The sequence below is a fragment of the Pedobacter lusitanus genome (genome assembly GCF_040026395.1).
In the GTDB taxonomy this organism is placed as follows: domain Bacteria; phylum Bacteroidota; class Bacteroidia; order Sphingobacteriales; family Sphingobacteriaceae; genus Pedobacter; species Pedobacter lusitanus.
Genome location: NZ_CP157278.1, coordinates 2,211,872 through 2,225,072, shown reverse-complemented (window position 1 = coordinate 2,225,072; position 13,201 = coordinate 2,211,872). Strand labels below are relative to the sequence as shown.

Annotated in this window: 13 protein-coding genes; 9 read left to right on the top strand and 4 right to left on the bottom strand. The window is 39.0% G+C overall.

Annotation, left to right across the window (positions count from 1 at the left end):
• Nucleotides 1-19: 19 nt before the first annotated feature.
• On the top strand, nucleotides 20-1,363 hold the full coding sequence (locus PL_RS09260; protein ID WP_348621513.1) for an MFS transporter: 1,344 nt from the start codon (nucleotides 20-22) through the stop codon (nucleotides 1,361-1,363).
• A gap of 148 nt (nucleotides 1,364-1,511) precedes the next feature.
• Here the strand turns inward: PL_RS09260 and PL_RS09255 are convergent, their stop codons facing one another.
• A complete protein-coding gene (locus PL_RS09255; RefSeq protein WP_041882572.1) occupies nucleotides 1,512-2,402 on the bottom strand; it encodes a DUF3078 domain-containing protein in 891 nt (296 codons plus the stop codon).
• A 149-nt stretch (nucleotides 2,403-2,551) separates the two neighbouring features.
• Here PL_RS09255 and PL_RS09250 point away from each other — a divergent pair, with 149 nt between their 5' ends.
• From PL_RS09250 to PL_RS09220, 7 genes are all read left to right on the top strand, one after another.
• A complete protein-coding gene (locus PL_RS09250; RefSeq protein ID WP_152620322.1) occupies nucleotides 2,552-3,925 on the top strand; it encodes a glycoside hydrolase family 16 protein in 1,374 nt (457 codons plus the stop codon).
• 138 nt (nucleotides 3,926-4,063) lie between these two features.
• Complete coding sequence (locus PL_RS09245) at nucleotides 4,064-4,450, top strand: hypothetical protein (protein WP_052496314.1); 387 nt, start codon at nucleotides 4,064-4,066, stop codon at nucleotides 4,448-4,450.
• A 50-nt stretch (nucleotides 4,451-4,500) separates the two neighbouring features.
• Nucleotides 4,501-5,097 (top strand): penicillin-binding protein activator LpoB, encoded by a 597-nt coding sequence (locus tag PL_RS09240; RefSeq protein WP_041882571.1) that lies wholly within the window; start codon nucleotides 4,501-4,503, stop codon nucleotides 5,095-5,097.
• A 63-nt stretch (nucleotides 5,098-5,160) separates the two neighbouring features.
• A complete protein-coding gene (locus PL_RS09235) occupies nucleotides 5,161-6,585 on the top strand; it encodes a COG3014 family protein (protein ID WP_041882570.1) in 1,425 nt (474 codons plus the stop codon).
• Nucleotides 6,586-6,587: 2 nt separating this feature from the next.
• On the top strand, nucleotides 6,588-7,013 hold the full coding sequence (locus PL_RS09230; protein ID WP_041882569.1) for a hypothetical protein: 426 nt from the start codon (nucleotides 6,588-6,590) through the stop codon (nucleotides 7,011-7,013).
• Nucleotides 7,014-7,086: 73 nt separating this feature from the next.
• Nucleotides 7,087-7,260 (top strand): hypothetical protein, encoded by a 174-nt coding sequence (locus tag PL_RS09225; protein ID WP_160292106.1) that lies wholly within the window; start codon nucleotides 7,087-7,089, stop codon nucleotides 7,258-7,260.
• Nucleotides 7,261-7,380: 120 nt separating this feature from the next.
• Nucleotides 7,381-7,830 (top strand): GNAT family N-acetyltransferase, encoded by a 450-nt coding sequence (locus PL_RS09220; RefSeq protein ID WP_052496313.1) that lies wholly within the window; start codon nucleotides 7,381-7,383, stop codon nucleotides 7,828-7,830.
• 53 nt (nucleotides 7,831-7,883) lie between these two features.
• On the opposite strand, the gene PL_RS09215 is transcribed toward PL_RS09220, so the two are convergent.
• Both PL_RS09215 and PL_RS09210 read right to left on the bottom strand, forming a co-directional pair.
• A complete protein-coding gene (locus tag PL_RS09215) occupies nucleotides 7,884-9,083 on the bottom strand; it encodes a pyridoxal phosphate-dependent aminotransferase (protein WP_348621510.1) in 1,200 nt (399 codons plus the stop codon).
• Nucleotides 9,084-9,151: 68 nt separating this feature from the next.
• Nucleotides 9,152-9,538: a DUF1573 domain-containing protein gene (locus tag PL_RS09210; RefSeq protein ID WP_041882567.1), complete on the bottom strand. Its 387-nt coding sequence runs from the start codon at nucleotides 9,536-9,538 to the stop codon at nucleotides 9,152-9,154.
• 130 nt (nucleotides 9,539-9,668) lie between these two features.
• Here PL_RS09210 and PL_RS09205 point away from each other — a divergent pair, with 130 nt between their 5' ends.
• Nucleotides 9,669-12,092: an alpha-ketoacid dehydrogenase subunit alpha/beta gene (locus PL_RS09205; RefSeq protein WP_348621508.1), complete on the top strand. Its 2,424-nt coding sequence runs from the start codon at nucleotides 9,669-9,671 to the stop codon at nucleotides 12,090-12,092.
• A gap of 64 nt (nucleotides 12,093-12,156) precedes the next feature.
• Here the strand turns inward: PL_RS09205 and PL_RS09200 are convergent, their stop codons facing one another.
• Entirely contained in the window at nucleotides 12,157-13,131 is a 975-nt protein-coding gene (locus PL_RS09200) for an EndoS/ChiA family endoglycosidase (RefSeq protein ID WP_041882566.1), read from the bottom strand.
• Between the last annotated feature and the right edge of the window lie 70 nt (nucleotides 13,132-13,201).

The window sequence follows — 13,201 nt, the reverse complement described above, 5'->3', positions numbered from 1 at the left end:
TATCTAAAAATATTATCATATGAATCAACAGACCACATCTCCGATAAAAAAACTGACTGATGAAAATCAGGAGTCACCTAAAATTTCAAAACAAAGATTAAAAGCCATTTTTGGAGGCTCCGTAGGGAATCTGGTGGAATGGTATGACTGGTATGCCTATTCTGCATTTGCTATTTATTTCTCTTCTTCCTTTTTCCCTTCGGGCAGTTCAACAGCACAATTACTCAACACTGCAGGTATCTTTGCACTCGGTTTTCTGATGCGTCCTATAGGCGGATGGATGTTTGGCCGCATTGCTGATAAAATAGGGCGTAAACAAAGTATGACGCTTTCAGTATTACTCATGTCCCTGGGTTCCTTACTCATTGCACTTACCCCTACATTTAAAACTATTGGACTGGTTGCTCCGGTGTTATTGCTGGTAGCCAGATTATTGCAGGGACTTAGCGTTGGTGGTGAATACGGGGTTTCGGCAACCTATCTCAGTGAAATGGCAACTAAAAACAGACGTGGTTTTTACTCCAGTTTTCAGTATGTTACATTAATTGGCGGACAGCTTATTGCATTAGGGATTCAGATTATCTTGCAAAGAATACTCACAGAAGAACAATTGATCTCCTGGGGATGGCGTATTCCTTTTGTCATAGGCGCAATACTTTCTGTTGTAGCGTTGTATCTGCGTAAAAGCCTGCACGAAACCAAAGCATTTGAAGCACAGAAAAGTAAAAAAGATGATAATAACGGAACAATCAGAGAATTGCTGAAACATCCTAAAGCGATATTCACAGTAATCGGACTTACGCTGGGAGGAACACTTGCGTTTTATACCTATACCACTTACATGCAGAAATTCCTCGTGAATACGGTACATCTGACCAAAGGAGAAGCCACATTATTATCATTTTCTTCTCTTTTCATCTTTGCAGTGCTTCAGCCTTTGTTTGGCAGTCTTTCTGATCGCATTGGCCGCAAGCCATTACTTATTGGTTTTGGTGTGCTGGGAACCATCTTTACCGTGCCTCTGCTGACAACATTAAGTAATACGACTTCGCAGTGGGGCGCTTTTTTCCTTTTACTGGCAGCGCTGATTATAGTGAGCGGTTATACCAGTATCAATGCGATCGTGAAAGCTGAGTTGTTTCCTGCACAGATCAGAGCACTCGGAGTCGGATTACCATATGGTATCACCGTAGCCATATTTGGAGGTACAGTAGAATATCTGGCCTTATGGTTTAAAAAGATAGGGCATGAACCTTATTTTTATTGGTATATCACAGGCTGTATATTTATGTCGCTGCTTGTTTATGTATTTATGAAAGATTCCAAAGAAACTTCTAAGCTCAATGAAGATCAGGATGGCTAGACAAAATGTTTAACGACAAGACAGATGTATAGAATTGTTTAAAAAGAATGACTTGATATATAAAAAAAGGGAGGCTGTATTTATTAAATGCAGCCTCCCTTTTTTTATAGGAAATCAACTATGACTGATAAAATCATAGCTGTGATAACTAGAATTTGTAAGTTACACCAGCGCCAAAAATCTGTTTTACCTGTAATGCTTTTTTATTTCTTGTTACTCCATTATCAAGATATGGGATATTAGTTTTATCATCATAAATCAATTGAACTCCAGCATTAACAGTGACAAATTTGTTCACTTTCATAAAAAGATTAGCTGTATAATCCGTATAGATGTTTCCTGGTTTATCCAGATAGTCAGAATACAGTTTCAAAGTATTTTCTAAACTGATGTTCTCCAAAAGATTTACTTTATAATAAGCATCTAATGAAGCACCTAATTGGAATTTGCTCTTTTTACCCGGATCAACACCAAATGCACCAATTGACGAAAGATAATTATCATTCACCATGATAATACGGGCAGCAGCAGGCGAAATATTCACTCTGAAATTATCAGAACGTTTATAAGCAAAACCAGGACCGAAGGTCAGGTAAGCAGGAGCAAGGAAATTAGAAATTAAAGTCTGAGGATTTGTCGAATAATTATATCCCTTGGCGAACTGAGTCTGGAAATTCGCATAAAATGTATACAACCAGTATTTAGAAGCCTGACGCCCCAGTAAACTGTTTAAAATAATTCTGTCATCGTTCTTACGGGTACCAACATCCTGTTGTTTACTCAATCCGTAACCTAAGATTACTTTGTTGTCCCAGCTCCAGACATCCTTTTTATAATTGAAATCATAATTGAAAAGGATATTTCCTGCTATTGAATTCACCCCGCCAGAAGACCAGTTGGAAAATGAACTCTGATTAATTAACAATGTATTTTCTCCGTGAATAGTCCATCTTTTTGTGGTGTCAACTTTTGGAGCCTCCTGCGCATAGCCAATCAGACTGATGGCAGCCAGTGATAATGATAGGATAAGTTTTTTCATAAGTATAGATCTGTTTTTTATTATTATATATATATATATATATATATATAGATGTGCCAAATATCACTATTAATTATTAGTTCTCCCAATTAGTCCCTGTTTTGAACAAATGGAACGGATTTTTAATTACTATATCATACAGTTTTTATTTGAAGGGAATTTCTATTAGCCCAGAGACTAATTATTACATATGGTTAACAGCGGTTAATCAATCAGCAGCTGCCAGTTTCGGTACCTTAAAAAGCTTTGCTAAAGTATTCACCTCCAAAAAATGGAAGATTGACCGGGAAGAAGTCAACCAGCTTTCCATACCCTCATCAGCTGCTGTTCCTGAAGGAATGAAACTATTCTGGCATGATGAATTTAATGATGCGATGCTGAACAGGAATAAATGGTTTACTCAGTATTATTCCAATCTCGATTACGTGGAAAAATACAATTGGGCAGCGTTTAAAGCAGATACTCTGCCCGAACCAGGATTTAAATTTACCGGAAATTCACTGCATCTGATAACCAACGACTCTATTCCTGTAAAGCCCTATTGGACATCAGGACGTAAAATATCGTCTATACAAACCTATGACTGGAATAGTAACGAAAATCTGTTGGACAATAAACGTGGTGGCTATTTTGAAGTAAGAGTTAAAAGAAAAGCTGCTAAGAACGCAGAACTTGTCAATACAGCTTACTGGTTTGATTCACCAGGTCCCGGGCCAAGGTATTATATAGAAGATGGCTATAAAGCAAAAGAGGTAAAAGGAATCAGGCCACATGGACAAGTATTTGAAATAGATGTATTTGAGAATCTGAACTCCGAAGTTGTTTTACATGGTAATGTAGATTCTACGGGTAAGTTCTTGCATAATATCGGGCAATTTGACGTCAAAGATGTAGAGATCATTGATAAATGGGTAACACATGGACTACTCTGGACACCTGCAGGATTAAAATTTTATGTAAACGGAGAATTGAAGAAGGAGTGGAGCGATCCCGCTGATATTAAGTCGCCGGATCATTTTATGAATCTGCTGTTAGGTAGCTATGGCAAAAATGGCGAAGTAGATATGGAAGTTGATTATGTCCGGGGTTATCAATGGCCTGTTGAAAAAGGGAATGAGCTTGCTAATTCATCTTTTGAATTCAGGCAGCTATTTCCATGGACCGGAACAGCACAATTGACCAGTTCGATCAAAAGAACGGGGCATCAGAGTTTAATACTTGCACCCGGACAGACTATTGCTCAGTATTTGTATTTAGAACCTGAAACCACTTATAAACTGGATTACTGGAGTAAGGGCAGTGGTAGTCTGACAGCCAGACTGGATAACCTTATCCCCGTAAGTGGAAAACCGGAAAAAGGGAGACAGGAAATAGCACGGGCAAGACAGGAATTTAGTGGTCATTCAATGGATTTTTCAACCACTGGGAGTAATCCCGGGCAGATGAAAACAGTTCGTGTCAGCTTTAGCAATAACAGTTCTGCAGTAATAATTATAGATGATATTAAGTTACAAAAGAAATGAAATGACAGGGAAACAGAAATTTGTCAGACTGAATTATCAAAGTTTCGTTAAAAAACGTTAAATTAACTCAAAGCTGGCAGCAGATTTGTACACCTGAAGTGAATTTTACTTATTTTTGTTATAATTAAATTAATGGTCATGAAAAGGAATCTAATCGTTATCACAAGCCTGTTGTTCGGTGCTCTTTACGCTGGAACAGCAAGCGCACAGCAGTCTGGTTTAGCTCCGGACCAAAATCCAAGATATAAAGAAAGTCAGGATAAATATTTTAAAGTTGCAGATTCTTTGCTTAGCCAGCAGGGTACTACAGTACAAAATACCTATAAAGCCTATGACTGGTATCAGGCTAAATTAGAGCGTCGCCAGCAAAGACGTGAATGGAGACATCAGGAACGTATGAATGGCTATTATGGTGATTTTTACCCTTCACTGAGCTTCGGTTCCAGTTATTACCCTTATGGAGGATATAACTATAACTTCGGTAACTATTATGGTCGCCGCAGTAATTTTTGGTTTGGCTGGTAACAATTTCCGGAAATACGATCTAACAATTATAAAAACCCCGAATAACACAAATGAGATTCAATAAATTATTAACGGTTACTGCGCTTGCCGCTTCAGGAATGATGATTGCATCATGCTCATCCAGACAGGTAACACGTGTGAGTACAGATCAGACAATAGATATCAGCGGTTCATGGAATAACAGTGATTCGAGAATGGTGGCAGATGAGTTAACCAAAAACATCCTGAATGCAGGATGGATTGGAACGCATCAGGAAGAGCATCAGGGCAAAAAGCCGGTAGTGATTGTTGGATTTGTTCAGAATAAAAGTCATGAGCATATTGATGCTGAGACATTCGTGAAAGATATAGAAAGTTCTTTCGTTCAGACCCAGAGAGTACGTTTGGTACAGGGTGGCAAAAAACGTGAAGAATTACGTGCAGAAAAGGCAGATCAGCAAACTAACGCTTCTAATTCAACCATTAAGAAGTTTGGTTTGGAAAACGGAGCTGACTTTATTCTACAGGGATCTATAAACTCTATCGTTGATGCGCACAAACGTCAGAAAGTAGTTTATTATCAGGTAAATCTTGAACTGACCAACATCCAGACCAATGAGATCGTTTGGATAGGAGAAAAGAAAATTGCCAAGTACGTTAAAAACTAATCCCGTAATTTCCCATTGCCCTGAAGATCGGTTTCCTGATGTTCAGGGCAGTTTATAGCTAATATGACAACCATTCGTACGTATATTCTTCGGGCATCAGTTGTAGGATTGATGCTTTTTTTATTTGGTTGCGCAAGTTATAACGACCGTATCACTCCCTATTATAAAAATATTTCTGCCGGAAACTATACAGAAGCACAAAAGGAGCTGGATAAGAACAGTCTGATCCAGAAACCGAGAAATAAGCTTCTTTTTCTGATGGAAAAAGGGAGGGTAAGTCATCTGCTTGGAGATTATGAAAACAGTAACAGATATTTTAATGAGGCCGATCAGCTGCTGGAAATAGGCTTGACCGGTACACTGGATGCTACTGTTGGTGTATTGGTTAACCCGATGACACAACGTTATAAAGGAGAGGATTTCGAGAAATTCATGATCCATTATTACAAGGCACTCAATTACCTTTATCTTCACCAGACAGATGAGGCAGTTGTGGAAGCCAGACGTATCAGTCTGCAAACACAGGAGCAGAACGACAAATTCAATAATAAGGATAAACGTTATGCGCAGGATGCTTTTTCATTAACCCTGCAGGGGATGATATATGAAAGCAATAACGATATCAATAATGCTTTTATCTCTTACCGGAATGCTGTGGAAATTTATCAGAAAAGTCCTGATAAGACCTATTATGGTACTCAAATGCCTTTAGGCCTGCAGAAAGACGTGATCAGAACAGCTTATCTGAATGGATTTACTTCAGAAGCTGTACAGTTTGAAAATGCTTTCGGTATTAAATATAAACCAGAAAAGGCCCCTGAAGGCGGTGAACTGATTTTCTTTTGGGAAAATGGCCTTGCACCGGTAAAAACCCAGGAAGACCTGTTTTTCACTTTAACCAGAGGTGATGGAGGAAACCTGTTTTTTACCAATGCCGGCGGCGGTTTACTGATTCCGTTTATTTATAGCGGCGACAGGGATAAATTCAATATCTCTGCTGTAGAGAGCTTAAGAGCTTCTTTCCCGAAATATATTGCTCAGCCATCATCTTATTCAAGTGCTGTGATTAAAGGTGTTCAGGGCGATATAAACCTCGAAAAAACGGAAGATATTAATGTCCTTGCATTCAGGACTCTTCAGCAGAGAACACTAAATGAAATGAGCAAAGTACTTTCCCGTCTTGCGGTTAAGAAAGTTGCAGAATTCGCTCTACGTGAAAGTGCCAAAAGAGATAATCAGAAAAATAACTCCTTACTTGAAGGTCTGGGATACGGAATACAGCTTTACAGTCTGTTGTCAGAAAAAGCCGATACCCGTAACTGGCAGTCTTTGCCGGCTAATATTTCCTACGCACGTATTCCGCTGAAAACAGGTGAGAATGAAATTACAATAGCGCTTAAAAATGCTCAGGGAGCAGAGGAGACCAAAACCATTAAAGTTAACGGGAATGGCCGGATTCAGTTTTATAACTATTCAACATTACGTTAAACATGAAAAAATTAACAGCTATAGATTCAATAAAACTGCAAACATCCCGCTGGATGCTTGCAGTTTTATTATTGATTAGCCTGTTTACAATTTCAGGTGGACTGACCTCGGGTTCTGTAACCAGGCAGGAGTTTTCTACCGGTAAATTAGCCGGACATACAGGAAAATCTTACAAGCCTCAGGTTTTTTACCGCAGCTTTCTTCAGCAGTTACGCACTGCAGATTTTCGGCAGATATTTCTGTCCAGCTCCAAAAACCTGATTCTTTTATTAAAAAGCAGGATGGTGCAAATAGAATATAATACTAATCTGGTTGTCGTATTACTCCTGACTCAGCTTCCGGCAGGATGCCTGTTTATACACCATCTTCATCATTACCCAAGGCGCAAAGCAGCAGCCTTCTCTTCAGTAATTAAGCAAAACGCTTAATTAATTCCCCTTAAATAATAACAATTTCTTCATGAAAGCCGGGGCCTGAAAGCCTGGTTTATTATTATTTGTTATGATGAAACGCATCAGGAAAGTTTTGCGTCTGATCTGCATGATCTTATTGATAGGATTAGCTTGCTTTGGGATTGGTATTGGTGGTCCCGTTACAGTTCCTGTCCACAGAGAAAAATATCCGTCAGCGCAGACAGAAACAAAAGAAGAGAAAGAAGAAGATTTAAAGCCTTAAAATCTTCCGGGTGATATTGGAGCAGGCTTCATCTTCTCATTATTCCTGTTCGGCTGTAACATTAAACGATTCAGGCATCTAATCAACGTGGACTTTGCCTTTTTTCCTAAATTTGATATTATGATAGGTTCTTATAAAATAGATGTCCCCGATGAATCAGAGTTTGCTCAGATGGGTGAACTATGGGAAGCCTCTGTCAGAGCAACTCACCATTTCTTAAACGAACAGGATATCGCTTTCTTTAAATCGTTATTACTGAATGAATATTTTAAGCTGGTCAGCTTGTTTTGTATCAGAGATCAGGACGGTCTGATCACAGGTTTTATGGGAATAGAGAGTGACAAGCTGGAGATGTTATTTGTGCATCCCCGGGTAATGGGCAAAGGAATCGGAAAAGAGCTGCTGAATCACGCCCTGCAGACTTTTAAAATAAATAAGGTAGATGTAAACGAAGATAATCCGCAGGCAGTAGGATTTTATGAAAAGATGGGATTCAAGACCGTCAGCCGCTCGGCTTTAGACGGTATGGGAAAACCTTTTCCGATACTGCATATGGAAATCGTCTCCTAAAGAAAAAGCCCTGCAGATTTAATCCTGCAGGGCTTTTTTAGGCTGATATCAGATTAGTTCGTTTTACCAGGATATTGTTTTAAAGCTAAAGTCAGACAGTCCATTGCTTTGTTTAAATCATCAGTATTTAATACATAAGCCATTCTCACTTCATCTTTACCAGAGCCGGGACTTGAATAAAAACCAGTTGCTGGCGCCATCATTACAGTCTGGCCGTCATGGTCAAAACTTTCCAGCATCCACTGACAAAATGCATCTGCATCATCAATAGGGAATTTGGCAACTACATAGAATGCTCCACCCGGATTAGGGCAGAAAACACCATCAATAGCATTTAATCTTGATACTAAAGTATCTCTGCGTAAAGTATATTCCTTATTTACCTCTTCAAAATAGCTGTCAGGAGTATCCACAGCAGCAGATCCTGCAATCTGTTCCACCATTCCCGGACTTAATCTTGCCTGGGCAAACTTTAATCCTGATTTGATCACTTCTTTGTTTTTAGTGATTAGGCAGCCCAGACGAGCGCCGCATGCACTGTATCTTTTAGAAACAGTATCCATGATCACTACATTTTCTTCCAGGCCATCAAGGTGCATAGGAGAGATGAATTCTCTGCCATCATAGCAGAATTCACGGTAAGCCTCATCAGAGAATAAGAATAAATCATATTTAAGACATAATTCTTTCAGTGCCTGAAGCTCTTCTCCTGAATAAAGATATCCCGTTGGATTATTGGGGTTACAGATAATGATCGCTTTGGTTTTATTCGTGATCAGTTTCTCAAATTCAGCAATTTCAGGTAGGGCGAAACCATTTTCAATATGCGAGAGAATTGGTTTTACAACTACATTACTCATACAGGCAAAACCATTATAGTTTGCATAGAAAGGCTCAGGAATGATAATTTCATCACCTTCATTTACGCAGGTTTGCATAGCGATGGTAATCGCTTCTGATCCACCTACAGTAACTAATATATCTTCAGGAGTGATATTATACCCCAGTTTATTATAATATTCAGTAAGTTTTGTTCTGTAGCTTAAAGTTCCTTCTGACGGAGTGTAAGCCCAGACGTCGAAATCAATGTTTTTGATAGCATTTAACATGCCTTCCGGGGTGGCGATGTCCGGCTGGCCGATATTTAAATGATAAACTTTTTTACCGTCCTTTTTTGCTTTATCGGCAAATGGAGTTAGTTTTCTTATAGGCGATGCGGGCATTTGTATCCCTTTTTCTGAAATATGTGGCATGGGTCAAAAATAAAAAAAAACCTCGTTGATTTAACGAGGTTTAATTGATAATAATATTTTTTTACAGATTATTTACCTGCTACTGTTTCTCCTTTAATGTACAACACTTTAGTAGGTGTTTTAGCATTGGAATTGATGGTGATACTTTTGCTGAATGGCAATGGTGAACCAGCCGGGGTATAAGTCACTTTAATTAAGCCAGACTCTCCTTTTTTGATAGGGGTTTGAGTATAAGTAGGTACTGTACATCCGCAGGTTGTTTCAACTTTTGTTAAAATCAATGGCTCATCACCAACGTTTACGAACTTAAATTCTACTGAAACCGGACTGGTCAATGGAATTTTTCCAAAGTCATAAGTCTCTTTTTCAAATTTAAATTCAGCTGGTTTGCTTTGTGCAAATGAAGTAACCGTAACACCTAAGACAAAGGTTAATAGTATAATTAGCTTTTTCATATTGAAATCTTTTGAACAAATTTAATGTTTTCATTAACATTTCAAAGTCAAAAGCTAATATATATATTACATAGTGTTAAGGGACGGAAAACAGAAAATACATATATTTGCCCAATAAACTTTTGTGCTTATGATGCTAAATAACAAACTTACGACGAACCCCATCGATGCCTCAGAATTAAGTTTTGACGACTTTAAGACTATAGTAATCGATGATTACAGGATTGCTTTCGAGAGCAGACAGGCTAGTTTACTAGGCCGTAAAGAGGTTTTAACAGGTAAGGCTAAGTTTGGCATTTTTGGTGACGGGAAGGAACTTCCTCAGATTGCAATGGCTAAAGCTTTCAAAAATGGTGACTGGCGTTCGGGATATTACCGCGACCAGACTTTCGCTTTTGCTACCGGAATATGTACCATAAAAGAATTTTTTGCCCAGTTATATGCAAATCCAAATGTAGAAGCAGACCCTGCTTCTGCCGGCCGTCAGATGAATTGTCATTTTTCCACCCGTTCCCTGAATGAGGACGGTTCATGGAAAGACTTAACAGAAATGAAGAATTCTTCTTCTGATATTGCCCCTACAGGTGGCCAGATGGCGCGTCTGGTAGGTTTGGCTTATGCGTCTAAATTATACAGACAAAACCCCGAACTGGCTTATCTGAAAAACTTCTCTGTTAACGGGAACGAAGTTGGTTTTGGTACTATCGGAAATGCTTCAACTTCAGAAGGTGTATTTTTCGAGGCTATCAATGCAGCAGGAGTTTTACAGATTCCTATGGCGATGTCAGTATGGGATGATGCTTACGGAATTTCTGTTCCGGCAAAATATCAGACTACCAAAGAAGATATTTCAGAGATATTAAAAGGTTTCCAGCGGGATGAAAATAACCCTGGTTATGAAATATATAAAGTAAGAGGGTGGGATTACCCGGCTCTTTGTGAAACCTATCAGCAGGCTATTCAGATCTGTCGTGAAGAACATGTACCTGTATTGATTCATGTAACAGAAGTTACACAGCCTCAGGGACATTCCACTTCAGGTTCACATGAACGTTATAAAGATAAAGCAAGACTGGAGTGGGAGAAAGAGTTTGACTGTATCCGTCAGATGCGTCTGTGGATGCTTGAATCTGCTATTATTACCGAAGAAGAGCTTGCTGAACTGGAAGATACCGCTAAAAAACTTGTCCGTGAAGCACAAAAAGAAGCGTGGAATGAGTTCCTTGGTGATATTAAAGTAGAGAAAGATCAGGTAATCAGTTTAATCCATAACCTTTCAGATACGAATCAGGCTCTGGCAAAAATTGCCGGAACACTTGCCGGAACGCCGGATGCACAGCGTAAAGAAGTAGTTTCTTCTGCAAGAAAAGCACTTCGTTTAACTTTAAACGAACCTTCAGAAGCAAGAACACAATTGTTAAGCTGGTATAAAAGAGAAAAAGCAAATAACGAAGAAAGATATAATTCCAAACTGTTTACAGACGGAAAGGAAAGTCCTTCGCTGGTAGACGTATTACCGGCATCTTATCAGGAAAACAGTAAAATGGTAGATGGCCGTGAATTGCTGAATGCCTGTTTTGATGCTAATTTTGCACGTGATCAGCGTTTGGTAGCCTTTGGTGAAGACCTCGGGAGTATCGGAGATGTCAATCAGGGATTTGCAGGTTTACAGGCTAAATATGGTGAATTAAGAATTACAGATACAGGCATCAGGGAAATGACTATTGCAGGACAGGGAATAGGACTGGCGCTGCGTGGTTTAAGACCAATAGCTGAAATCCAGTACCTGGATTATCTGTTATATGCCCTGAATGTATTAAGTGATGACCTTGCAAGTTTGTCTTACCGTACCAAAGGCGGACAAAAAGCACCGGTAATTATCAGAACACGCGGACACCGTTTAGAAGGAGTGTGGCATTCTGGTTCACCAATCGGTATGATTTTAGGTTCTCTGCGTGGTTTACATCTTTGTGTTCCACGTAATATGACTCAGGCAGCCGGAATGTACAATACTTTATTCAGAGCAGATGAACCTGCTTTAATGATCGAATGTCTGAATGGTTACCGCTTAAAAGAGATGATGCCTGATAATGTAGGCGAGTACACTGTACCATTGGGAAAAGCAGAAATTATCAGACAGGGAACAGATATTACAGTTGTTTCTTACGGTTCTACACTCAGAATTGTAGAAGAAGCGGCAGAAGAACTGGCGGCTTACGGAATTTCTGTAGAGATTATTGACCCTCAGACTTTACTTCCGTTTGATACAGATCATTTATGTGCCTCTTCTTTACAGAAGACCAATAAATTATTAGTGGTTGATGAAGATGTTCCGGGTGGTGGAACAGCTTATATCCTGCAGCAGATTTTAGAAGTACAGGGCGGATATTATCATTTGGATGCACAGCCACAAACTTTATCTGCAAAAGCTCATCGCCCTCCATACGGATCTGATGGGGATTACTTTACTAAACCATCCGTAGATGATGTCGTAGAAGTGATTTATCAGCTGATGAATGCACATAACGAAGCTAAATACCCGGCGATTTTCTAAATCAGGGATATATCATAAAAAAAGGCCTGGTTCTGTAAAGAATCAGGCCTTTTTGCTGCTGAAATTAATTACCCTGAGGATTTAAGGTTTTGATCATATCAATAGTAAACTGGTATTTATTATTATAATCGAAATTGATCCCATATGAACCAAAACCACCTGTTTTAGCAATATATTTTGGATTAGTATAGGCAGCTTTTAACCTGGTTTTACCACTGCTGTAGCTACCTTCAAAGTCTGCGGCAATGAGCATGATTTTATCTTTAGGATAACCTGCCGCTATATAGCCATCAATTTTCTCATCTGTAGATGAAGCTGAGCCAAAATAATCCTGAATATAGATATAGTCAATTTTGGCTAACGTTTCTTTGGTAAACCCTAAAGTTGAAAAACCAACATTTGTATCAATAATCAGCAGTTTTTTAGAGGCAGACGATGGTCCGAAATATTTAGCAAAGGCATTCACTAATGCTTCCTGCTCAGTTATAGTGAGATTGCCAACAGAAAAACCAGGTTCGATGTCCAGATCTACCCCGTCAATTCCCCATTTGGTTAATGAATCTGAAACTGATTTAGCATAGCCATCATAATCTGCAGCAGTATTTGTCCATTTAGTAGTTTTTGCCGCATCCTTGTAATTATCAAAAATCTCTGTCATAAATTGAGTTTCAACCACCCTTGTTTTTTTAGTTTTCAGGTAGGTTACGTCCTCTAAAATTTCCGTCAGTGTTTTCTCTGCAGCACCAGCTTGTCTGACTCCTCTTTTCAGATTGGAAAGTTCATTGAATCTGTGGAATATATTTACAATATCAACCCCGTTCGGAATATCTCTTAAAGAGTAAGAGACCTTGTCGCTGGGAGCTGCGGTCCTGGCTACACCATTGAAATAGCCTACAGTTAAAAGATGAGTGCTCGCTGGTGGAGTTGTTGTACCACCGCCACCGCCAGCTCCTTCCAATCCTAGTTTTTTACAGCCTGTGGCACATAACGCAGCGGTTAAAATCAGTGCAGTTGTCTGAAGATTAAATAAATTTTTCATACGGATATAATTTGGTTCCTATGAAATTAATTAATACTAAAGCGTGAAACAATAGCTAAAACGCTTTATG